At 62.5% G+C, this 21,431-nt stretch carries 21 protein-coding genes; 9 read left to right on the top strand and 12 right to left on the bottom strand.

Features of this window, described 5'->3' with window-relative positions; all coding sequences use genetic code 11:
- Positions 1 to 9: 9 nt before the first annotated feature.
- Complete coding sequence (locus ACM62G_RS12380; protein WP_054063473.1) at positions 10 to 177, bottom strand: rubredoxin; 168 nt, start codon at positions 175 to 177, stop codon at positions 10 to 12.
- Between the two features lie 201 nt (positions 178 to 378).
- On the opposite strand from ACM62G_RS12380, the gene ACM62G_RS12375 reads away from it, so the two are divergent.
- Complete coding sequence (locus ACM62G_RS12375) at positions 379 to 942, top strand: chorismate--pyruvate lyase family protein (RefSeq protein ID WP_419737233.1); 564 nt, start codon at positions 379 to 381, stop codon at positions 940 to 942.
- Positions 942 to 1,832 carry a 4-hydroxybenzoate octaprenyltransferase gene (ubiA, locus tag ACM62G_RS12370; protein ID WP_273819797.1) on the top strand — a complete coding sequence of 297 codons (891 nt, stop codon included), beginning with the start codon at positions 942 to 944 and terminating at the stop codon, positions 1,830 to 1,832. Before ACM62G_RS12375 ends, ubiA begins: the two co-directional genes overlap by 1 nt.
- Positions 1,833 to 1,975: 143 nt before the next feature.
- Here ubiA and ACM62G_RS12365 read toward each other — a convergent pair whose 3' ends face one another.
- Positions 1,976 to 2,356: a hypothetical protein gene (locus ACM62G_RS12365; RefSeq protein WP_419737232.1), complete on the bottom strand. Its 381-nt coding sequence runs from the start codon at positions 2,354 to 2,356 to the stop codon at positions 1,976 to 1,978.
- A 153-nt stretch (positions 2,357 to 2,509) separates the two neighbouring features.
- Between ACM62G_RS12365 and phoB the strand changes: the two genes are divergently transcribed.
- From phoB to ACM62G_RS12350, 3 genes are all read left to right on the top strand, one after another.
- Entirely contained in the window at positions 2,510 to 3,199 is a 690-nt protein-coding gene (phoB, locus tag ACM62G_RS12360; protein WP_010447794.1) for a phosphate regulon transcriptional regulator PhoB, read from the top strand.
- 43 nt (positions 3,200 to 3,242) lie between these two features.
- Positions 3,243 to 4,565, top strand: a complete 1,323-nt coding sequence (gene phoR, locus ACM62G_RS12355; protein WP_054057813.1) for a phosphate regulon sensor histidine kinase PhoR — start codon at positions 3,243 to 3,245, stop codon at positions 4,563 to 4,565.
- 301 nt (positions 4,566 to 4,866) lie between these two features.
- Positions 4,867 to 6,210 carry a hemolysin family protein gene (locus tag ACM62G_RS12350; protein WP_273819796.1) on the top strand — a complete coding sequence of 448 codons (1,344 nt, stop codon included), beginning with the start codon at positions 4,867 to 4,869 and terminating at the stop codon, positions 6,208 to 6,210.
- Between the two features lie 116 nt (positions 6,211 to 6,326).
- Here ACM62G_RS12350 and ACM62G_RS12345 read toward each other — a convergent pair whose 3' ends face one another.
- The 9 genes from ACM62G_RS12345 to ACM62G_RS12305 form a co-directional block, all read right to left on the bottom strand.
- Entirely contained in the window at positions 6,327 to 7,223 is an 897-nt protein-coding gene (locus tag ACM62G_RS12345; protein WP_273820078.1) for a peptidoglycan DD-metalloendopeptidase family protein, read from the bottom strand.
- Between the two features lie 66 nt (positions 7,224 to 7,289).
- Positions 7,290 to 7,595 (bottom strand): helix-turn-helix domain-containing protein, encoded by a 306-nt coding sequence (locus ACM62G_RS12340; RefSeq protein ID WP_273819795.1) that lies wholly within the window; start codon positions 7,593 to 7,595, stop codon positions 7,290 to 7,292.
- On the bottom strand, positions 7,592 to 7,924 hold the full coding sequence (locus tag ACM62G_RS12335; protein WP_419737231.1) for a type II toxin-antitoxin system RelE/ParE family toxin: 333 nt from the start codon (positions 7,922 to 7,924) through the stop codon (positions 7,592 to 7,594). Before ACM62G_RS12335 ends, ACM62G_RS12340 begins: the two co-directional genes overlap by 4 nt.
- Before the next feature lie 230 nt (positions 7,925 to 8,154).
- Entirely contained in the window at positions 8,155 to 9,081 is a 927-nt protein-coding gene (locus tag ACM62G_RS12330; protein WP_416771054.1) for a response regulator, read from the bottom strand.
- 158 nt (positions 9,082 to 9,239) lie between these two features.
- A complete protein-coding gene (gene phoU, locus ACM62G_RS12325) occupies positions 9,240 to 10,001 on the bottom strand; it encodes a phosphate signaling complex protein PhoU (protein WP_273819792.1) in 762 nt (253 codons plus the stop codon).
- A gap of 118 nt (positions 10,002 to 10,119) precedes the next feature.
- Positions 10,120 to 10,953: a phosphate ABC transporter ATP-binding protein PstB gene (pstB, locus tag ACM62G_RS12320; protein ID WP_017901744.1), complete on the bottom strand. Its 834-nt coding sequence runs from the start codon at positions 10,951 to 10,953 to the stop codon at positions 10,120 to 10,122.
- A 153-nt stretch (positions 10,954 to 11,106) separates the two neighbouring features.
- Positions 11,107 to 12,777, bottom strand: a complete 1,671-nt coding sequence (pstA, locus tag ACM62G_RS12315) for a phosphate ABC transporter permease PstA (protein ID WP_273819791.1) — start codon at positions 12,775 to 12,777, stop codon at positions 11,107 to 11,109.
- Between the two features lie 15 nt (positions 12,778 to 12,792).
- Positions 12,793 to 14,826 carry an ABC transporter permease subunit gene (locus ACM62G_RS12310; protein WP_419737515.1) on the bottom strand — a complete coding sequence of 678 codons (2,034 nt, stop codon included), beginning with the start codon at positions 14,824 to 14,826 and terminating at the stop codon, positions 12,793 to 12,795.
- Between the two features lie 529 nt (positions 14,827 to 15,355).
- Positions 15,356 to 16,348 carry a phosphate ABC transporter substrate-binding protein PstS gene (locus ACM62G_RS12305; RefSeq protein ID WP_054058592.1) on the bottom strand — a complete coding sequence of 331 codons (993 nt, stop codon included), beginning with the start codon at positions 16,346 to 16,348 and terminating at the stop codon, positions 15,356 to 15,358.
- A gap of 321 nt (positions 16,349 to 16,669) precedes the next feature.
- Here ACM62G_RS12305 and ACM62G_RS12300 point away from each other — a divergent pair, with 321 nt between their 5' ends.
- Together ACM62G_RS12300 and ACM62G_RS12295 are read left to right on the top strand one after the other, a co-directional pair.
- Positions 16,670 to 17,728 carry a helix-turn-helix domain-containing protein gene (locus tag ACM62G_RS12300; RefSeq protein ID WP_419737230.1) on the top strand — a complete coding sequence of 353 codons (1,059 nt, stop codon included), beginning with the start codon at positions 16,670 to 16,672 and terminating at the stop codon, positions 17,726 to 17,728.
- The gene (locus ACM62G_RS12295; protein ID WP_054058590.1) at positions 17,725 to 18,261 is read left to right on the top strand and encodes a type II toxin-antitoxin system VapC family toxin; all 537 of its coding nucleotides are present in this window, start codon (positions 17,725 to 17,727) and stop codon (positions 18,259 to 18,261) included. Before ACM62G_RS12300 ends, ACM62G_RS12295 begins: the two co-directional genes overlap by 4 nt.
- Here the strand turns inward: ACM62G_RS12295 and ACM62G_RS12290 are convergent.
- A complete protein-coding gene (locus ACM62G_RS12290; protein WP_054058589.1) occupies positions 18,237 to 19,526 on the bottom strand; it encodes an MFS transporter in 1,290 nt (429 codons plus the stop codon). The genes ACM62G_RS12295 and ACM62G_RS12290 overlap by 25 nt on opposite strands.
- Before the next feature lie 531 nt (positions 19,527 to 20,057).
- Here ACM62G_RS12290 and ACM62G_RS12285 point away from each other — a divergent pair.
- Together ACM62G_RS12285 and ACM62G_RS12280 are read left to right on the top strand one after the other, a co-directional pair.
- Positions 20,058 to 20,459, top strand: a complete 402-nt coding sequence (locus ACM62G_RS12285) for an acyl-CoA thioesterase (RefSeq protein ID WP_010447769.1) — start codon at positions 20,058 to 20,060, stop codon at positions 20,457 to 20,459.
- Positions 20,460 to 20,513: 54 nt separating this feature from the next.
- A complete protein-coding gene (locus tag ACM62G_RS12280; RefSeq protein ID WP_419737229.1) occupies positions 20,514 to 21,416 on the top strand; it encodes a D-hexose-6-phosphate mutarotase in 903 nt (300 codons plus the stop codon).
- The last annotated feature ends 15 nt before the right edge of the window (positions 21,417 to 21,431 follow it).

Below are 21,431 nucleotides of genomic sequence, written 5' to 3'. Positions count from 1 at the left end.
TTTGCTCGATCAGGCGATTTCGAACATCTCGAAATCCAACTTGCCGACGCCGCAGTCCGGGCACAGCCAATCCTCAGGTACATCTTCCCAGCGGGTACCCGGGGCGATGCCGTCATCCGGCCAGCCCTCGGCTTCGTTGTAGATCAGGCCACAGACCACACACTGCCACTTCTTCATGCGTTACTTCCTCGATTCCCAGGCATGTTCGGCACGGACGATCGATGGGTACGGCGTTGTCGTCCGGCTCAGGGCGTTTTGTACTGACCGAAGCCGGCAGATGCAAGCACGATCGCCAGCCATGACCGCCCAGGCGCTCTAATTGGCCGGATACCCTGTGGTAAGCTCGCGGCCTCACTGGCTGCCGATCAACTGCCCATCGTGTCGCACAACGCCCCTATTCCGGCCTCTCCCGCCTGGCTCACGCAGAGTCGACTGGCGCCCCAACCCAGCACTCGGACCCTCGACTGGCTGTTCGACGAAGGTTCGCTGACCCGACGCCTGACCAGGCTTTGCGACAATGCCTTCAGCGTCACGCCGCTGTTAGAGGGCTGGCAAGCGTTGCGCGACGACGAGTGCACCGCCCTCGAGCTGCCGCCGGGGAGCCTCGGCTGGGTGCGCGAGGTCTATCTGCGCGGTCATGGCCAGCCCTGGGTGTTCGCCCGCAGCGTGGCGGCGCAGAGCGTGCTGCAACAGGGCGGGCTGAACCTGGATGAACTGGGCAGCCGCTCGCTGGGCGAACTGCTGTTCTGCGACCAGGCCTTCGAACGCCAGGCAATCGAGGTCTGCCATTACCCGGCACAATGGTTGCCGGCCGAACACCGTACCGACAACCTCTGGGGCCGCCGCTCGCGTTTCAACCGCGGGCCGTTGAGCCTGCTGGTGGCGGAGATCTTCCTGCCGAGTCTGTGGCAGGCCGTCGATGCCACCGAGGAGACCTGCTGATGTACCTCAACCTGCTCAAATCCCTGAACCGCCTGCATCCACGGGCCTGGGACTTCCTGCAACTGACGCGGATGGACAAGCCGATCGGCATCTACCTGCTGATGTGGCCGACCCTGAGCGCACTGTGGATCGCCGCCAAGGGCGTGCCCTCGCTGAGCCATCTGCTGATCTTCGGCCTCGGCGTGGTGTTGACCCGCGCCGGCGGCTGCGCGATCAACGATTTCGCCGACCGCAGGGTCGACGGCCACGTCAAGCGCACCGAACAACGGCCGTTGGCAGCGGGCAGGATCAGTGGCAAGGAGGCGGTGGCGGTGTTCGCCCTGCTGATGGGCATCAGTTTCGTGCTGGTGCTGTGCACCAACGCCACCACCGTGTGGTTGTCCTTCGGTGCCCTGGCCCTGGCAGCCTGCTATCCCTTCATGAAACGCTACACCTACTACCCGCAGGTAGTGCTGGGTGCCGCCTACTCATGGGGCATTCCGATGGCCTTCACCGCCCAGGACGGCAACCTGCCGGCGACGGCGTGGCTGTTGTACATCGCCAACCTGATGTGGACGGTGGCCTTCGACACCTACTACGCAATGACCGACCGCGAGGACGACCTGAAGATCGGAGTGAAATCCACCGCGATCCTGTTCGGCGATGCCGACCGGGTGATCATCCTCACCCTGCAGGGACTGATGCTCGGCTGCCTGCTGCTGGCCGGCTCGCGCTTCGAACTGGGCGCCTGGTTCCATGTCGGGTTGCTGATGGCGGCGGCGTGTTTCGCCTGGGAATTCTGGATGACCCGCGATCGCGATCCGCAGCGCTGCTTCAGGATGTTCCTGCACAACCATTGGGCGGGGCTGGCGATCTTCATCGGCGTGGTGCTGGATTACGCGCTGCGTTGAGCCTATTCCCAATCCACAGCAACCCAATACACCGCAGACTGTAGGAGCAGGGCTTGCCCGCGAATGGGCCCTCGAATTGGCTAAAGGCTTCGCGGGCAAGCCCGGCTCCTACAAGGGGCGCGAAAACCCTGGTTCACGGGTCCTCAGGGCTTGGCCACGTGCCAGACGCCACCCTTGCCGTCGCCGGTCATGTCGCCGTCCTTCTTGTCGGCCTTGAAGGTGTACAGCGGCTTGCCGTCATAGGCCCACTGCAGCTTGCCGTCATCGCGCTTGATCACGCTCCACTTGCCCGAGGCCTTGTCCGTGGCGGTGGCGGCCAGCGGCGGCCAGTTGGTCTCGCAGGGGTCGCCGTTGCACATCGACTTGCCCGCGGCGTCCTTGTCGAAGGTATAGAGCGTCATGCCATGATGGTCGACCAGCATTCCACCCTTGGCCATGGCAGGTTCGGCGGCAGAGGCCAGCGCCGGCAGGGCCAGCACGGCGGTAACCATCAGGGCCTTGAGCGAAAACGAAGAGTTAGTCATCAGAACCTTCCTTTTGTGGTTGTAGATTCGAACCCCCAGCTTAGTTCATGAAACTGGCTATCGTCGGCAACGCGGAAAAGCTGTCACATGACTGCAATAATTTCGTTATCTAATGCGGCGCAAGACAGTTCAATGACAAGAGGATTAAGGGACATGGTTGGCAGGAGCATTCTGATCGTCGATGACGAAGCCCCGATTCGGGAGATGATCGCTGTCGCCCTGGAAATGGCCGGCTATGACTGCATGGAAGCGGAAAACTCCCAGCAGGCCCATGCGATCATCGTCGACCGCAAGCCTGACCTGATCCTGCTCGACTGGATGCTGCCCGGCACCTCGGGCATCGAACTGGCCCGCCGCCTCAAGCGCGACGAGCTGACCGGCGACATCCCGATCATCATGCTCACCGCCAAGGGCGAGGAAGACAACAAGATCCAGGGGCTGGAAGTCGGTGCCGACGACTACATCACCAAACCGTTTTCCCCCCGGGAACTGGTGGCCCGCCTGAAGGCCGTGCTCCGTCGCGCCGGCCCGACCGACGGCGAAGCGCCGATCGAAGTCGGTGGCCTGCTGCTCGACCCCATCAGCCACCGCGTGACCATCGACGGCAAGCCGGCCGAGATGGGTCCCACCGAATATCGCCTGTTGCAGTTCTTCATGACCCATCAGGAACGCGCCTACACCCGCGGGCAGTTGCTGGACCAGGTCTGGGGCGGCAACGTCTATGTCGAAGAGCGTACCGTCGATGTGCATATCCGCCGCCTGCGCAAGGCCCTCGGCGATGCCTACGAAAATCTGGTACAAACCGTGCGCGGCACCGGCTACCGGTTTTCCACCAAGGGCTGAGCCGCCTTACGCGCACTGACCGCTGACAAGGACGCATGTTGAAGTGAATCAGAACTGGCATGGCACCCTGATCCGCCATCTGTTGTTGCTCGTGACCGGCTGCCTGCTGGTCGGCCTGATCAGCGGCTATTACAGCTGGGCCCTGGCCGTGGGCCTGGGGATTTACCTCGTCTGGACCCTCAAGCAACTGCTGCGCCTGCATGAGTGGCTGCGTCTGCACAAACCCGACGAGGCACCGCCCGATGGCTACGGCCTGTGGGGCGACGTGTTCGACAGCATCTACCACCTGCAACGCCGCGACCAACGCGTGCGCGGCCGCCTGCAGGCGGTGATCGACCGGGTCCAGGAGTCCACCGCGGCGCTCAAGGACGCGGTGGTCATGCTCGACAGCGACGGCAACCTGGAATGGTGGAACCGCGCCGCCGAAACCCTGCTCGGCCTCAAGACCCCGCAGGACAGCGGCCAGCCGGTAACCAACCTGGTACGCCACCCGCGCTTCAAGGAATACTTCGAGCAGGACAACTACGCCGAACCGCTGGAAATCCCCTCGCCCACCAACGACCGCCTGCGCATCCAGCTGCACATCACCCGCTACGGCAACAACGAGCATCTGATGCTGGTCCGTGATGTCACCCGCATCCACCAGTTGGAACAGATGCGCAAGGACTTCATCGCCAACGTCTCCCACGAGTTGCGCACCCCGCTGACGGTGATCTGCGGCTACCTGGAGACCCTGCTGGACAACGTCGAGGACGTGAACCCGCGCTGGTTGCGCGCCCTGCAGCAGATGCAGCAGCAAGGCGGTCGCATGCAGACGCTGCTCAACGACCTGCTGTTGCTGGCCAAGCTGGAGGCCACCGACTACCCATCGGACAACCATCCGGTGCAGGTCGATAGCCTGCTGCAGACGATCCGCAACGATGCCCAGGCGCTGTCCGGGCAACTCAACCAGACCATCACCGTCGAAGCCGATCCGGGCATCCGTCTCAAGGGCAGCGAGGGTGAACTGCGCAGTGCCTTCTCCAACCTGGTGTTCAACGCCGTCAAGTACACTCCGGCCGAGGGCACCATTCGCGTACGCTGGTGGGGCGACGAACAGGGCGCGCACCTCAGCGTCCAGGACTCGGGGATCGGCATCGACAACAAGCACCTGCCGCGCCTGACCGAGCGCTTCTACCGCGTCGACTCCAGCCGCAACTCCAACACCGGCGGCACCGGCCTGGGCCTGGCCATCGTCAAGCACGTGCTCCTGCGCCATCGGGCGCGCCTGGAGATCAGCAGCGTGCCGGGCCACGGCAGCACCTTCACCTGCCATTTCGCGCCGGCCCAGGTCGTGCGTTCGCAAAAGAACGAACTCTCCGTCTGAATACGCGGTCCCATCGGGATCAGGCACACGGGCCACTAGTGGCCCGTACGGTTAATTCGAATACTCAAATTCGGGCCCAGGGGTTTGCCAGGCAAGGCGCCATGACGAGTCGTAGCAGGGCTACGGCGAGGAATGGCAACGCTGTCTGGCGAAGCCATGGGCTCGGAGTGGAGCATGCGAATTAGCCACACGGGCCACTAGGCAAGGGGCCCGTGTGCCGTTACATTGGAAGGCTTGGGCCTGCCTTTCAGGCCGTGAAACACCACTTCAAATTGAAATATGGAACCCGTAAAACCCCATCATGGACCCTTCCCCTAGTAGCTTGACCCTCTTCTCGATATTCGCCGATTTCGGCATGATTCTCTTTGCTCTGCTGCTGGTATTGCTCAACGGTTTCTTCGTTGCGGCCGAGTTCGCCATGGTCAAGCTGCGCTCGACCCGCGTCGAAACCATCGCCCAGCAGAACGGCTGGCGCGGGCAGATCCTGCGCACCGTGCACAGCCAGCTGGACGCCTACCTGTCCGCCTGCCAGCTGGGTATCACCCTGGCCTCGCTGGGCCTGGGCTGGGTCGGTGAACCGGCCTTCGCCCACCTGCTGGAACCGGTGCTCGGCGCCATCGGCGTAAGCTCTCCCGAAGTGATCAAGGGCGTGTCGTTCTTCACCGCCTTCTTCATCATTTCCTACCTGCACATCGTGGTCGGCGAGCTGGCACCCAAGTCCTGGGCCATCCGCAAGCCGGAGCTGCTGTCGCTGTGGACAGCGGTGCCGCTGTACCTGTTCTACTGGCTGATGTACCCGGCCATCTACCTGCTCAACGCCAGCGCCAACGCCATCCTGCGTATCGCCGGCCAGGGCGAGCCCGGCCCGCATCACGAACACCACTACAGCCGTGAAGAGCTCAAGCTGATCCTGCACTCCAGCCGCGGCCAGGACCCCAGCGACCAGGGCATGCGCGTACTGGCCTCGGCCGTGGAAATGGGCGAGTTGGAGGTGGTCGACTGGGCCAACTCCCGCGAAGACCTGGTGACCCTGGACTGCAACGCCCCGCTCAAGGAAATCCTGGCGCTGTTCCGTCGCCACAAGTTCAGCCGCTACCCGGTGTACGACGCCGAGCGCAATGTGTTCGTCGGCCTGCTGCACATCAAGGACCTGTTGCTGGAACTGGCGGCCCTGGACCACATCCCCGAGTCGTTCAACCTGGCCGAACTGACCCGCCCGCTGGAGCGCGTGTCCAAGCACATGCCGCTGTCGCGCCTGCTCGAGCAGTTCCGCCAGGGCGGCTCGCACTTCGCCCTGGTCGAGGAAGCCGACAGCAAGGTGATCGGCTACCTGACCATGGAAGACGTGCTCGAAGTGCTGGTCGGCGACATCCAGGACGAACACCGCAAGGCCGAACGCGGCATCCTCGCCTACCAGCCGGGCAAGTTGCTGGTGCGCGGTGACACGCCGCTGTTCAAGGTCGAGCGCCTGCTGGGTATCGACCTGGACCATATCGAGGCCGAAACTCTCGCCGGCCTGGTCTACGAGAGCCTGAAGCGGGTGCCCGAGGAGGAAGAGGTGATGGAAGTCGAAGGCCTGCGCATCATCATCAAGAAGATGAAGGGGCCGAAGATCATCCTGGCCAAGGTCCTCAAGCTCGACTGACGCCCCGGGCGAACGGATGCCAGGCCTGTGGGAGGCTCCAGGCTTGCCGGCCTGTTCGCGGCGGTGCGGCGTTCCGACAAGGCACGCTCCTACAGGTCAGCGTCCAACCCGTGGTCTCACTGCCCGCCCACGGCGAAGTTCGGCAACGCCTCCATCGGCTGGCTGAACTGATACGGAATCGACACCAGGCCCAGCCCGGTATTGCGCTGCACCACGAAATGCAGGTGCGGCCCGGTGCTGTTGCCGGTGTTGCCCGACAGCCCCAGCGGGCTCCCCACCGCCACCCGCTGCCCCTCGCGCACGCTCACCGAGCCCTGCTTGAGATGCAGGTAGACACCCATGGTGCCGTCGTCATGCAGGATCCGCACGAAGTTGCCCGCAGGGTTCTTGCCACGCCCGGACTGGTCGTTCTCGGTCTTGACCACGACCCCACCCCGCGCGGCGATGATCGGCGTACCGACCGGCATGGCGATATCCATCGCATAGCGGCTCTTGGCGCCATGATGGCTGTATTCGCCGTTCGGCCCCTGGGTCAGGCGAAAGGGCCCGCCGCGCCAGGGAAACGGATAACGATAGCCCTGAGCCTGGCCTGAAGGGTCACCAAGGGAATAGCGGAATTTGGGGGTATACAGGAACGGTTGCCCGGCCTGGCTCGCGCTGAGCAGCGCCAGACGCTGGTGACTGCGCGCCGGCAACACCTTGCGAATCGGCTGCACGGGCGCTCCGCTGACGTTCTTCAGCGCGGCGAAACTCAACTCGATTTCCACCGGCGCATACAGGTCGTTACGCACGAACACCTCGTCGCCACCCTTCTGCCTGCGAATGTCCAGGCGCACCTGGCGCTCCAGGTGCTCGACCATCCGATCGCGAAACACGAACACCTCGGCCCCCGGCGCCGGGCGGTCGCTGTAGGTGACCACGCCATTGGCGTCCACGTACTTGTAGACCGTCATGGCCGCAGCCGAGGTGGCAACCATCAGCAGGCCACAGGAAAACAACAGGCGCAGGAACAACATAGGGCAAGCCGCCAAACCAAACGTGGCGAGCAGATTAGCAGGCCGCCGAGATGTTTGTGTGACTCAGGCGAGCTGAGTCGCACCCTGGCCGAAGCACAGGTCGACGTCCAGTTGCGCCGGCTCCGAGAGGTTCACCAGCGCGTCCAGGGAGAACTTGTCGATCTTGCCATTGAGCAGGTCGTTGAGCCTGGGCTGGCTGATCCCCAGGCGCTTGGCCGCGGCCTTCTGGGACAACTCCCAGGCGCTGATCCTACGGATCAGTTCCAGCATGAGCCGGGAGCGCAGACGCATGTTGGCCGCCTCCCGGGGAGTCTCCTCCAGGGCATCCCAGACGGAGGAAAAACGTTCGATATGGACATGATCGCTCATGGTTTTGCTCCTATCTCCTGATATCTCGCCCTGGCCAGCTCGATATCCCGGGCCTGGGTCCTCTGCGTCGTCTTCCTGAAGGCGTGAAGCACATACAAGGCATCAACCCTGTTGGCCACATAAAACACCCGGAATGCCCCGCTCTCATCATTGATCCGAATTTCGTAGACCCCCCTGCCCACCGTCATCATGGGCTTCCAGTCACAGGGTGCTTCACCCTGCTGCAGGAGATCCAGCTGAAAACCCGCCACTCTTCGCGCCTCCAGCGGGAAGGCTCGCAAATCCCTGAGCGAACTCCCTACGAATACCACGTCCTTGTGCCTTGCCATCGCGATACCTCCCGTGCTTGCCAGGAAAAGCGTAAGCAACGGGCGAAGCGTTCGTGGCACGAGGTTGTTGCAAGACTTGGCCGGCAGCCATGCCTTGCTGATCAATCTATATCAAAACAGATATAAAGAAATCGGACGAGCGGATATTCGGACGAAAGGTCTTTCGATACGTAACGTAGGAACGAAGAGAAACAACCCGGCGCCAGCCGCACCGGGTTGTCAGACGGGCATCAGGCGCCAGGAACGAAGTGCTTCTGGGCGGTGCCGCGGGCGATCAGGCGGGAGATGTAGTCGAGCTTCTGCGCATCCTGGTCGATGAACCGGAAGGTCAGTTGCAGCCAGTCGCTGTCCGGCTTGGGCTCATGGGCGACGATCGCGTGCAGGTAGCCGTTCAGGCGGGCGACCTCGGCATTGTCACCCTGCTCCAGGTCGAGCACGGCGCTTTCCAGGATCTGTGGCAGGGCCTCGCCGCGACGCACCACCAGCAGGGCCTCCTTGATGCTCAGGGCCTTGATCACACATTGCTGGGTGCCGCTGGCCAGGCGCAGTTGGCCCTGGCCACGACCGCCGGTCGCCGGGCTCGCGGCCGCAGCCGCAGCCGCCGGACGTACCGGCGGGCTGTTGAGGATGCCCTTGGACGCAGCGGGCGCCGCTGCGGGGGCTGCTGGAGCCGCAGGCGACACCACCGCCGGCTTGCCGCCGGTCAGCGCGCTCAGCGAGTCGTTGCCAAACCCCGCGTTCGACTTCGGAGCGCTGCTCATCAGCGCGTCGAGCTTGCCGACCTTGTGCAGTGCCTGCTTGACCTTGGTCAGCAGTTGTTCGTTGGTGAACGGCTTGCTGACGTAGCCGGAAACCCCGGCCTGGATCGCCTGCACAACGTTCTCCTTGTCGCCGCGGCTGGTGACCATCACGAACGGCATGGTCTTGAGAGCCTCCTGCGAACGGCACCACGTCAGCAGCTCCAGGCCGGACATCTCAGGCATTTCCCAGTCGCACAGCACCAGGTCGAACGCCTCGCGCGCCAGGATCGCCTGGGCCTTGCGTCCGTTGACGGCGTCTTCGGTCCGCACACCCGGGAAGTAGTTGCGCAGGCACTTTTTCACCAGGTCGCGGATGAACGATGCGTCATCCACCACCAACACACTGACTTTGCTCATTGACCATTCCTCTAAAAATCCCGGCCAGCATACTGGCTAATGGCCATTTGCAAAACTGATCAGTCACGCCGGGATTTTATCGCTCGCAAGGCGCATAAAATTCGTACGCCACAAACAAAAACGCCCGACCATTGGCCGGGCGTTTCTCTCGGGCAATCTTAGTTATCGTCAGCTTTGTCCGGAACATTAGCAGTTTCGGGGGCCACTCCCTCAACTTCCTGACGCATGCGCTTGAGGCCCATGTGCCGTACGTCGGTTCCACGTACCAGGTAGATTACCAGCTCGGAGATATTGCGTGCGTGGTCGCCGATCCGCTCCAGCGAACGCAACACCCAGATGATGCTCAACACCCGCGAGATAGAGCGTGGATCTTCCATCATGTAGGTGGCCAGCTCGCGCAAGGCGGTCTTGTACTCGCGATCGATGATCTTGTCGTACTGCGCCACGGACAACGCCAGCTCCGCGTCGAAACGGGCGAAGGCATCCAGTGCGTCGCGGACCATGTTGCGCACCTGGTCGCCGATGTGACGAACTTCGACATAACCGCGCGGCGCTTCGCCTTCTTCACACAGCTGAATGGCACGACGGGCGATCTTGGTGGCTTCATCGCCGATACGCTCGAGATCGATCACCGACTTGGAGATGCTGATGATCAACCGCAGGTCGGAGGCCGCCGGCTGGCGACGGGCGAGGATGCGCAGGCACTCCTCGTCGATGTTGCGCTCCATCTGGTTGATCTGTTCATCGATCTCGCGCACCTGCTGGGCCAGGCCGGAATCGGCCTCGATCAGTGCGGTCACCGCGTCGTTGACCTGCTTCTCCACCAGCCCGCCCATGGCCAGCAGGTGGCTGCGAACTTCTTCCAGTTCCGCGTTGAACTGCGCGGAGATGTGATGGGTAAGACCTTCTTTATCAATCATTGGTTTAGCTCCGCGAAACTTGCAGGCTTCAAGCCGCGCGTTTCAAGCAGTGATAGGGTGATCCGGGGTTCGCACAGCATCTGCCTTGCCGCCTCCGGCCTGCGGCACACAGCCGCTCCTAGCCATAACGACCGGTGATGTAGTCCTCGGTCTGCTTCTTCGCGGGATTGGTGAACAGGGTATCGGTATCGCCGAATTCAACCAACTTGCCCATGTACATGAACGCGGTGTAGTCGGAAACCCGGGCCGCCTGCTGCATGTTGTGGGTCACGATCACGATGGTGAACTTGGATTTCAGTTCATAGATCAGTTCCTCGACCTTGAGGGTCGAGATCGGGTCGAGTGCCGAGCACGGCTCGTCGAGCAACAGCACTTCCGGCTCCACGGCGATGGTACGGGCGATCACCAGACGCTGCTGCTGGCCGCCGGAGAGGCCGAGTGCGGAGTCGTGCAGGCGGTCCTTCACTTCATCCCACAGGGCGGCGCCCTTGAGGGCCCATTCCACGGCCTCGTCGAGCACGCGCTTCTTGTTGATGCCCTGGATGCGCAGGCCGTAGACGACGTTCTCGTAGATGGTCTTGGGGAACGGGTTCGGCTTCTGGAACACCATGCCGACCTTGCGACGCAGCTCGGCCACGTCCTCGCCCTTGCGGTAGATGTTGTTGCCGTAGAGGTTGATCTCGCCCTGTACGCGGCAGCCGTCGACCAGATCGTTCATCCGGTTGAATGTGCGCAGCAGGGTCGACTTGCCGCAACCGGACGGGCCGATGAAGGCGGTCACGCGTTGCTTGGGAATGTTCATGCTGACGTCGAACAGTGCCTGCTTCTCGCCGTAGAACAGGCTCAGTTTCGGCACTTCGATGGCTACGGTCTCGCTGGCCAGGTCCAGGCTCTGCTTGCTGCGACCCAGGGCGGACATGTTGATGCCGTGGGGTTGGGTTTCATGCTGCATGGGTAAACTCCCTGCGCTAACAAATTCGTTTCGGTACGCCGCTGGGCGGCGTGTGCAATAAGGGACCTTGCAGGAGCAAGGCCTGCCTGCGAAGGGCCTCGGAGGCCGCCAAAAGCTTCGCGGGCAAGCCTTGCTCCTACAGGTAATGCGTCATCAGCTATCCAGCGCCTTGTACTTCTCGCGCAGATGGTTACGGATCCACACGGCCGAGAGGTTCAGCGTGGCGATCACCAGCACCAGCAGCAACGCGGTGGCGTACACCAGTGGCCGCGCCGCCTCGACGTTGGGGCTCTGGAAGCCGACGTCGTAGATGTGGAAGCCCAGGTGCATGATCTTCTGGTCCAGGTGCAGGTACGGGTAGTTGCCATCCACCGGCAGCGACGGCGCCAGCTTCACCACGCCCACCAGCATCAGCGGCGCCACTTCACCGGCGGCACGGGCCACGGCGAGGATCATGCCGGTCATCATCGCCGGGCTGGCCATCGGCAGGACGATCTTCCACAGCGTCTCGGCCTTGGTCGCCCCCAGTGCCAGCGAACCTTCGCGGACGGTGCGCGGAATACGCGCCAGGCCTTCCTCGGTGGCCACGATCACCACCGGCACCGCCAGCAGCGCCAGGGTCAGCGAGGCCCAGAGCAGGCCCGGGGTGCCGAAGGTCGGCGCCGGCAGGGCCTCGGGGAAGAACAGCCGGTCGAGCGAGCCGCCCAGCACATAGACGAAGAAGCCCAGGCCGAACACACCGTAGACGATCGCCGGGACACCGGCCAGGTTGTTCACCGCGATGCGGATCACCCGGGTCAGGGTGTTCTGCTTGGCATACTCACGCAGGTAGACCGCCGCCAGCACGCCGAACGGAGTGACGATCATCGCCATGATCAGGGTCATCATCACGGTGCCGAAGATCGCCGGGAAAATCCCGCCCTCGGTGTTGGCTTCCCGCGGGTCGTCGCTGAGGAACTCCCAGACCTTGCTGAAGTAGAAACCCAGCTTGGTGAAGGTGCCCATGGCGTTCGGCTGGTAGGCGTGGACCACCTTGCTGATGCCGATTTCCAGTTCCTTGCCGTTGCCATCGCGGGCCGTGAGGCTGTCGCGATTGAACTCGGTGTGCAGCTCGCTCAGGCGCGCTTCGATCGCCTGGTAGCGGGCATGCAGCTCGGCCTTTTCGGCTTCCATGTCGGCCTGGGCGGCAGCGTCCAGCTTGCCTTCGAGTTCCAGCTTGCGGCCATGCAGGCGAATACGCTCCAGACCTGCGTTGATCGCGCCGATGTCGCTCTTTTCCAGGGTCTTGAGCTGCCTGGCCAGACCGTTCACACGGTCGATCCGCGCCTGCAGCTCAGGCCAGGCGGCCTCGCCTTCGGCGACGACCTTGCCGTTTTCCTTGACGTTGACCAGGGTGCCGTAGAAGTTGCCCCACTCGCGACGCTCGATGGCCATCAGCTCGGCCGGCGTACTCAGGTGGGTCAGCCACTCACCGACGACCCAAGTGAAATCGTTGCCGTTCAGGTCGCGGTTACCGACCTTGACCAGCTCGCGGGTCATGAACTCGGGGCCGTTGTCCGGCACCGGCAGGCCCGCCGTCTTCAGGCGCGCCCGCGGCACTTCTTCCTTCTGCACCACCTCGCCGACCACGACCTGCGGGGCCTGGCCGGGAATGCTGTACTCGGCGTGGATCACATCCGCCGGCCAGAAATGCCCCAGCCCACGTACCGCGATCACCGCCAGCAAGCCGATGGTCATGATGACCGCGATGGACACCGCACCACCGCTGATCCAGACGCCAGGGGCGCCGCTCTTGAACCAGCCATTCAGGGAGTTCTGTTTCACAGACTTCTACCTTTATTAAAGCGACGAGTATTTCTTGCGCAGACGCTGACGAATCAGTTCCGCGAGGGTGTTCATGATGAACGTGAACAGCAGCAGCACCAGTGCCGAGAGGAACAGCACGCGGTAATGGCTACCACCCACCTCCGACTCCGGCATCTCCACCGCGACGTTCGCCGCCAGGGTGCGCAGGCCCTCGAACAGGTTCATCTCCATGACCGGGGTGTTGCCGGTGGCCATCAGCACGATCATGGTCTCGCCGACGGCGCGGCCCAGGCCGATCATCAGCGCCGAGAAGATGCCCGGGCTGGCGGTGAGGATCACCACCCGCGTCATGGTCTGCCAGGGCGTGGCGCCCAGGGCCAGGGAGCCCAGGGTCAGGCTGCGCGGCACGCTGAACACGGCGTCTTCGGCGATCGAGTAGATGTTCGGAATCACCGCGAAGCCCATGGCCAGGCCGACCACCAGGGCGTTGCGCTGGTCGTAGGTGATGCCCAGGTCGTGGGAGATCCACAGGCGCATGTCGCCGCCGAAGAACCACGACTCCAGGTGCGGGCTCATGAACAGCGAGAGCCAGCCGACGAACAGGATCACCGGGATCAGGATCGCGCTTTCCCAGCCGTCCGGCACCCGCAGGCGCAGCGATTCGGGCAGTCGGCTCCAGGCGAAGCCGGCCACCAGGATGCCGATCGGCAACAACAGCAGCAGGCTGAAGATCCCCGGCAGGTGGCCTTCGACATACGGCGCCAGGAACAGGCCGGCGAAGAAGCCGAGAATCACCGTTGGCAGCGCCTCCATCAGCTCGATCACCGGCTTGACCTTGCGGCGCATGCCCGGGGCCATGAAGTAGGCGGTGTAGATCGCTGCGGCGACGGCCAGCGGCGCCGCCAGCAGCATGGCGTAGAACGCGGCCTTCAGGGTACCGAAGGTCAGCGGCGACAGGCTCAGCTTGGGCTCGAAGTCGGTGTTGGCGGCGGTCGATTGCCAGACGTACTTGGGTGCGTCGTAGTTCTCGTACCAGACCTTGCTCCACAGCGCGCTCCAGGACACTTCCGGATGCGGGTTGTCGAGCAGCAGCGGCTGGATCTTGCCACCCTGTTCGACGATCACCCGGTTGGCCCGCGGCGACAGGCCGAACAGGCCCGGACCGTCGACCACCTGCTCGACCAGCAGGGTACGGTGCGCAGTACTGTGGAACACGCCGAGCTTGCCGGCGGCATCCAGGACGACGAAGCCCTTGCGACGCTCTTCGGCGCTGATCTCGACGATCGGCGCACTGCCCATCTGGAAGCTGCGGATCGGCTTCAGGCGCAGTTCGCCATCGGTGTCACGGGCCATGAACCACTGGCCAAGGCCGCCCTTGGAGTCACCGATGATCAGCGAGATGCCACCGACCAGCTGTGCAGTGGCGGTCACTTCGGCGTTGGCGTCCTCAAGCAGCTTGTAGCGGCCATTCAGGCTCTTGTCGCGCAGGCTGAACACGTCGGCCTGGGCACGCCCGTTGATCACATACAGCCACTGCTGGCGTGGATCGATGTAGATCGCCTTCACCGGCTCGGTCATCTGCGGCAGATCGATGCTCTTCTGCTCGCTGGTGACCTCGCCGGTCATCATGTTTTCTTCCTTGGTCAGCGCCAGCACGTGCAGTTGCGCACCATTGGAACCCACGGCAATCAGCGTCGAGTCGCTGGCGTTGAGGTTCACATGCTCGAGGGCATGCCCTTGCTCATCCAGGGTGATCGGCGTCTCCCCGTACGGGTATTCGATCGTCGGGGTGATGGTCTTCTTGCCATCCGGGTAGGTCACCTTGTAGCTGTGGCGGAACACCAGCGCCTGGCCGTTGGACAGGCCGACGATAACCAGCGGGACGCCCGGCTGGTCCTTGCTGATGGCGGTGACTTTGGTACCGGCCGGAATCGGCAGGTTCACCCGCGACAGCTCGGCAGCGCCTTCGACAGCGAAGAACAGCACCTGCCCCTGGTCGGAAACCCGCATGCCGACCTGGTTCTGTTCTTCCAGGGAGATCATCAGCGGGTTGCCGGCATCGCGCATCCAGGCCGGACTGATGGCTTTTTCCGCCGTCAGCGAGGCGCCCTGGAACAACGGCATGACCACATAGCCGAGGAAGAAGAAGATCAGCGTGATCGCCGCCAGGACGGCCAGGCCGCCAACGAATACATACCAGCGGGTCAGGCGGTCCTTGAGCGCACGAATTTGGCGCTTGCGCTTGAGTTCAGGCGTATTGAAGTCAATGCGCTTGGGGGGAGAAGTCGTAGTCATGGTGGAATTGGCCAGATCGTTCATGCGCACACCCTAGCGATCCTGTATGACAGAAAGATGACAGTGCAGTGACGCACGGAAGCCGCCGCCCAGCATGGCTGGCAGCGGATTCGGAAATTTAGTGCGCGGGTTGCCGGTTGCCTGCGAAGCGTCCTTCCAGGATCGCTTTCGCGGGCAAGCCCGCTCCCACATACCGGGGCCAGTGGCCTGTACGGTTGATTCGGATACTCAAATCCAGGTTCAGGGACTTGGAGTTGGGTGTGCGATCAGCCACACAGGCCACCAGACGCCGGCCCGGTGCTTACTTCTTGGCGCCTTCGCTCAGGCCCAGGTCAGCCAGCGCCTTGGCGGCAACCTTGGCTGGCAGCGGGATGTAACCGTCCTTGACTACGACTTCCTGGCCCTGCTTGGACAGAACCAGCTTCACGAACTCGGCTTCCAGCGGGGCCAGAGGCTTGTTCGGAGCCTTGTTGACGTAGACGTACAGGAAGCGCGACAGCGGGTATTTGCCGTTCAGGGCGTTTTCTTCGCTGTCTTCGATGAAGTCGGTGCTGCCTTTCTTGGCCAGGGCCACGGTCTTCACGCTGGCGGTCTTGTAGCCGATACCCGAGTAGCCGATGCCGTTCAGCGAGGAGCTGATGGACTGCACCACGGAAGCCGAACCCGGCTGCTCGTTCACGTTAGGCTTGTAGTCGCCCTTGCACAGGGCTTCTTCCTTGAAGTAGCCGTAGGTGCCGGATACCGAGTTGCGGCCGAACAGTTGGACCGGCTTGTTGGCTAGGTCGCCGGTCACGCCCAGGTCACCCCAGGTCTTGACGTCGGCCTTGGCGCCGCACAGACGGGTCGAGGAGAAGATCGCGTCAACCTGTTCCATGGTCAGGTGCTGGATCGGGTTGTCCTTGTGCACGAATACCGCCAGGGCATCGACAGCGACCGGGATGGCGGTCGGCTTGTAGCCGTACTTCTGCTCGAAGGCTGCCAGTTCGGTGTCCTTCATCTTGCGGCTCATGGGGCCGAGGTTCGAGGTACCTTCAGTCAGTGCGGGCGGTGCGGTGGCGGAACCGGCGGCCTGAATCTGAATGTTCACGTTCGGATATTCTTTCTTGTAGCCCTCAGCCCACAGGGTCATGAGGTTTGCCAGGGTATCGGAACCGACGCTGGACAGGTTGCCCGACACGCCTTGGACTTTGGTATAGGCGGGAATGGACGGATCTACACCAGCGGCCACCGCGTGGGCAGTCGCGACGCCAGCAGCGACAAAGGTCATTGCCGCCATCAAACGTTTCAGTTTCATGCCTTACTCCTAGCAGAGAGGTTATGTTAAGTCGGGGCCAAGTATCGGCAGGCCGCATGAACACTCTATGACTGGTATGTGACAATTAGATGAAAGGCCAGCATGGAGCGAAGCGATCGGCACCCTCCTGCACAAGCGCAAAGCCACGGTCTGCCTCACCTACCCTGATGTCCATATCATCGGCCGCATCATTTAGAAACACTCTCTCAAATTTGCCGCCCGGCCCAGGCACGCTCCTGATAGCACGCTACATTTTGAAACTTTTCACCCAGTTGACAAAACACAGATAAAATACAATTTTGTCAACTGAAAGGGGGTTTCATGATCAACGACCGAATCCGCCGGGCCCGCCAACTGAAAGGCATCACCCTTGAGGCTTTGGCTCTTCAGATGGGCGATATCACGAAACAGGCCCTCAGTAAGTATGAAAAAGGAACGGTGATCCCAGGCTCTGCGCGGCTGCTGCAACTCGCCAGAGCCCTGGATGTGAGTCCCGAATATTTCTTCCGCGAAGAAGCGGTCGTGCTGGCGCCCCTGGAGTTTCGCAAGCTGGCGAAGATGCCCAGGTATCGCCAGCTCCAGGTTGAAGAACGGATGCGCGAATACCTTGAGCGCTACATTTCCCTGGAAATGTGTTTCGACCCACTGGATATTCTCACCACCACTACTCCCGCCCAGATAATTGAAGTGAGCGGCGCGGACGACGCCGAACGGGCCGCAGAGAAACTGCGCGAGCTATGGGGCATTGGTAGCGACCCGATTTTCCACCTGAGTGAGCAACTGGAGGAACACGGCATCAAGGTGGTAATGCTTGAGGGACCGAATGATTTCGACGGAGCCTGTGCCGCCACTCGCGATGGGCACCATGTGCTGATTGCTCTGAACGCAGAACGCCCCGGTGAGCGCATCAGGTTCACCGCCGCCCATGAACTCGGGCACTGGACCATGCGGCTGCCCGAAGAAATGTCCGAACGGGACCGGGAAAACTGCTGTCATCGTTTCGCCGGGGCCTTCCTTTACCCAGCCAAATGCGTGACTGGCGATTTCGGCCATCACCCCAGGTCGAAAGTGCACCCCCGTGAGTTGCTGATCGCCAAGCGTCAATATGGACTCTCGATGCAAGCAGTCCTGCGCCGGCTCAAGGATCTGAATCTGCTCAGCGAAAGTGGCTACAAATCCCTCACCATTCGATTCAGCACCAATGGCTGGCGCAAGTCGGAGCCAGAACCCCTTCTCTGCAAGGCGCCACATCGCTTTGAGTCCCTGGTATTCCGGGGGTATGCGGAAGGATTGATCACCCAGTCCCGAGCCGCCGAGTTTCTGCGCAGACCGGTAACGGCCCTGGATCCAGATTTCCTGGGGGCACTGGAGAGTGCATGAACCTGATCTACATCAGCGATACGAATATCTGGATCGACTTCAGAAATGCCGGACTGCTGGAGCAACTGTTCAGGCTGCCGTTCTCCTTGTGCTGCACCGATTTCGTGCTGGAAGAACTGAGGGACTTTCCCTGTGAGGCACTGCTGTCTCAAGGGCTTAAGGTGGAGTCCTTCGACGGTGACGGGGTAAAGCGGCTTTTCACGCTCAAGATCGAGCACAACAACAGCTCTCTGGCCGACGTTTCATGTTACTTGCTGGCACAGGAAACAGGACGCCCACTCCTTACCGGGGATGGCCGGCTCAGACGCCAGGCGCTACGTGACGGATTAAAGGTGCACGGCGCGCTCTGGCTTCTGGATCTGATGGTGGAACATGCCATCATCCCTCCTGCACAAGCAGCCAACTCACTGGAAACCATGACAGCTCGCGGGGCACGACTGCCCGAGCGCGAGTGCCATAGCCGAATCAGTGCGTGGCGAGGAGGTCGACCCGTCCTCACCCCTCGGGGTCAGCGGGACTTGGACCAGAGGTAGCCGCCCACCAGCACGCCGACGCTGCAAATGATTGCAACATAATACGCAGGCCCCATCGGGCTGTCCTTGAGCAGCAGGGTCACCACCATCGGCGTCAGGCCGCCGAAGATCGCGTACGCCAGGTTGTAGGAGAACGACAGGCCGCTGAAACGCACCACCGCCGGGAACGCCTTGACCATCACGTAAGGCACCGCACCGATGGTGCCGACGAACAGGCCGCTCAGGGCGTACAGCGGGAACAGCCACTCGGGATGGGCCGCCACGGTGCTGTAGAAGGTCCAGAAAGTGGCCATCAGCGCCAGGCTGCCGATGACGAACACCCGCCCCGCACCGAAGCGGTCGGCCAGGGCGCCGGAAGCGATGCAGCCCAGGGTCAGGCACACGATCGCCAGGCTGTTGGCCTGCAGCGACACCGTCGGAGTGAAGTGAAAGACGGTCTGCAGTACGGTCGGGGTCATCAGGATCACCACCACCACGCCAGCCGAGAGCAGCCAGGTCAGCAGCATCGAGATGATGATCGCGCCACGGTGGTCACGCAGCACCGCGCCGAGGGGAATGCCGTCGGACAATGCCTTGCGCTGCTGCAGCTCGGCGAATACCGGGGTCTCGTGCAGCCAGCGGCGCAAGTACACCGAGAACAGGCCGAACACGCCGCCCAAAAGGAACGGGATACGCCAGGCGTAATCGCTCACTTCCAGCGGGCTGTAGAGGCTGTTGATCAGGGTCGCGACCAGCGAGCCCAGCAGGATGCCGGCGGTCAGGCCCGACGTCAGGGTGCCGCAGGCGAAGCCGATCTGCCGCTCCGGCACGTGCTCGGCGACGAACACCCAGGCGCCCGGAACCTCGCCACCGATGGCGGCACCCTGGATCACCCGCATCAACAGCAGCAGGATCGGCGCCCAGATGCCGATCTGCGCGTAGGTCGGCAGCAGGCCCATGATCAGGGTCGGCACGGCCATCATGAAGATGCTCAGGGTGAACATCTTCTTGCGGCCCAGCAGGTCGCCGAAGTGCGCCATGACGATACCGCCCAGCGGCCGCGCCAGGTAACCGGCGGCGAAGATCCCGAAGGTCTGCATCAGGCGCAGCCATTCCGGCATCTCGGCCGGGAAGAACAGCTTGCCGACCACCGCCGCGAAAAACACGAAGATGATGAAGTCGTAGAACTCCAGCGCGCCTCCCAGGGCCGACAGCGACAGCGTCTTGTAGTCATTACGGGTCAGCGGGCGCGCGGGCGGCGCAAGGCTGGGAGACACAGTACTCATGCAAGGCTTCTCTTATATTTACTGATAGGTCTGTAGGTGGCCCGGCCGCAACGTCACCGGTGTCGATCCGGCAAAGATCGCACAAGCACGGTTGTAGTAAAACGATAAACCGGTAAAACATATCGTCGGCAGCCTGACGCTCGCCAGGCCGATGGCACTCGAGGCAGCAGGCGGGCAGGAAAATCTCCCGCGGCCCCACCCGTTCACCCTGCCCATGCACAAGCGCGGATGGCCGGGAAAAGATAATAAAATGTTTCAGAAAGTAAGTAATGTCCCGATATAGAGCGATCGAAAGGGCTTTCTGACGGTCGAAGTCAAGCGGGTCGCTCGATATACTGGTGGCTGCCACCCTGCAAGGGTGCTGTGCAAAAACGTCGCTGGAAGCTCCCTCCAGCCGGTTTTGCAGAGTTTCCCTTGAGTACGCCTTAGAGAAACGTGACGAACGTAGCATGTTCGGGCTGAATCGTTTTTCCTGAAGACGTCCATTCACCTGCAATACCCACGTAGCGTCATGGGTCAGAGGCCCTGAATATGATCGAACTCGAACAAGAAGACCCCATCCCGCAAGGCGATCTCGCCCTGCAAATCACCGCCTTGCCCCGCGAAACCAACGGTTTCGGCGATATCTACGGCGGCTGGCTGGTCAACCAGATGGACCTGGCCGGCACCGCCATGTCCAGCAAGATCGCCGGTGGCCGGGTGGCCACGGTGGCCATCGACCGCATGGCGTTCCTCGTGCCGGTGGCGGTCGGGGCCCAGCTGTCCTTTTATACCCAGGCCCTGGAAATCGGCCGCAGCTCGATCCGGATGATGGTCGAAGTGTGGAGCGACGACCCGCTGTCCAGCGAATGGCGCAAGGTCACCGAAGCGGTGTTCGTCTTCGTCGCCATCGACGGCAGCGGCCGCACCCGCTCCGTGCCACGGCGCACCTAAACCCGCGGCGTTTTTTGCGGTCCATTGCAGTCCCTGTTGCCGAGCGAGAACACCATGAGCACGCCACACGTTGAAACGGTCAAGCTGGATGAACTCAATTGCTGGCGGATCCGCCATGACCAGGCCGAATTGCTGATCGCCCAGCAGGGCGCGCATATCCTCAGCTATCAGCTGGCCGGCGAACCGCCGGTGATCTGGCTCAACGACCAGGCCCAGTTCAAGCACGACAAGAGTATCCGCGCCGGCGTGCCGGTATGCTGGCCCTGGTTCGGCGTGTTCCAGCGCAACCCCGACAGCGTCCAGGCGATGCGCCAGGCCAGCGAGGCGCCGACCGCCCACGGTTTCGTCCGGACCCGGGAATGGAACCTGCAGGGCATCCAGGCCGATAACGACGGCGTACTGGCCGAATTCACCCTGCCGCTGCCCGAAGGCGGCTTTGCGGGCTGGCCGCACAAGGTCGGACTGAAACTGGCGGTGCATCTGGGCGAGAAGCTGCACATCAGCCTCACCAGCGAGAACCTCGACGATCATCCGGTCACCCTGAGCCAGGCGCTGCACACCTACTTCGCGGTCAGCGATGTGCGCAACGTGCACGTCGACGGCCTCGATGGCCTGACCTACATCGACACGACGGATGACTGGAAACAGGTCCGGCAGCAGGGTGAGCTGCATTTCACCGGCGAAACCGACCGCATCTACCTGGATACCCCGGCGCAATTGAGCATCGTCGACCCGACCTGGGAGCGGCGTATCGAGCTGACGGCCGAGAACTCGCGTTCGGCGGTGATCTGGAACCCGTGGATCGACCGGGCCAGCCAACTGGCCGACCTAGCTGACGATGGCTGGCCGAAGATGCTGTGCATCGAGACGGCGAACGTGATGAATGACGTGGTGACGCTGGCGCCGGGCGCCAGTCATGCGCTGGGCGTAACCATCGGCAGCCGCCGCCTGGGTTAAGACCGGGCGCCTGTT

The sequence above is a fragment of the Pseudomonas sp. COR18 genome (assembly GCF_048568395.1).
In the GTDB taxonomy this organism is placed as follows: domain Bacteria; phylum Pseudomonadota; class Gammaproteobacteria; order Pseudomonadales; family Pseudomonadaceae; genus Aquipseudomonas; species Aquipseudomonas fuscovaginae_B.
The sequence above is the reverse complement of the archived record's forward strand: the minus strand, read 5'-3'. Positions and strand labels throughout refer to the sequence as shown.

Bases quoted from the DNA above. Each gene is read 5' to 3' on its own strand.
- phoB (WP_010447794.1), top strand. From the start codon at position 2,510: ATGGTTGGCAGGAGCATTCTGATCGTCGATGACGAAGCCCCGATTCGG.
- ACM62G_RS12335 (WP_419737231.1), bottom strand. From the start codon at position 7,924: ATGGCAAGGCACAAGGACGTGGTATTCGTAGGGAGTTCGCTCAGGGAT.
- ACM62G_RS12310 (WP_419737515.1), bottom strand. From the start codon at position 14,826: ATGCGCGATGCCGGCAACCCGCTGATGATCTCCCTGGAAGAACAGAAC.
- ACM62G_RS12290 (WP_054058589.1), bottom strand. From the start codon at position 19,526: ATGAGTACTGTGTCTCCCAGCCTTGCGCCGCCCGCGCGCCCGCTGACC.
- phoU (WP_273819792.1), bottom strand. From the start codon at position 10,001: ATGATTGATAAAGAAGGTCTTACCCATCACATCTCCGCGCAGTTCAAC.
- ACM62G_RS12285 (WP_010447769.1), top strand. From the start codon at position 20,058: ATGATCGAACTCGAACAAGAAGACCCCATCCCGCAAGGCGATCTCGCC.
- ACM62G_RS12340 (WP_273819795.1), bottom strand. From the start codon at position 7,595: ATGAGCGATCATGTCCATATCGAACGTTTTTCCTCCGTCTGGGATGCC.
- ACM62G_RS12350 (WP_273819796.1), top strand. From the start codon at position 4,867: ATGGACCCTTCCCCTAGTAGCTTGACCCTCTTCTCGATATTCGCCGAT.
- ubiA (WP_273819797.1), top strand. From the start codon at position 942: ATGTACCTCAACCTGCTCAAATCCCTGAACCGCCTGCATCCACGGGCC.
- ACM62G_RS12295 (WP_054058590.1), top strand. From the start codon at position 17,725: ATGAACCTGATCTACATCAGCGATACGAATATCTGGATCGACTTCAGA.
- ACM62G_RS12280 (WP_419737229.1), top strand. From the start codon at position 20,514: ATGAGCACGCCACACGTTGAAACGGTCAAGCTGGATGAACTCAATTGC.
- ACM62G_RS12300 (WP_419737230.1), top strand. From the start codon at position 16,670: ATGATCAACGACCGAATCCGCCGGGCCCGCCAACTGAAAGGCATCACC.
- ACM62G_RS12365 (WP_419737232.1), bottom strand. From the start codon at position 2,356: ATGACTAACTCTTCGTTTTCGCTCAAGGCCCTGATGGTTACCGCCGTG.
- pstB (WP_017901744.1), bottom strand. From the start codon at position 10,953: ATGCAGCATGAAACCCAACCCCACGGCATCAACATGTCCGCCCTGGGT.
- ACM62G_RS12305 (WP_054058592.1), bottom strand. From the start codon at position 16,348: ATGAAACTGAAACGTTTGATGGCGGCAATGACCTTTGTCGCTGCTGGC.
- ACM62G_RS12330 (WP_416771054.1), bottom strand. From the start codon at position 9,081: ATGAGCAAAGTCAGTGTGTTGGTGGTGGATGACGCATCGTTCATCCGC.
- ACM62G_RS12380 (WP_054063473.1), bottom strand. From the start codon at position 177: ATGAAGAAGTGGCAGTGTGTGGTCTGTGGCCTGATCTACAACGAAGCC.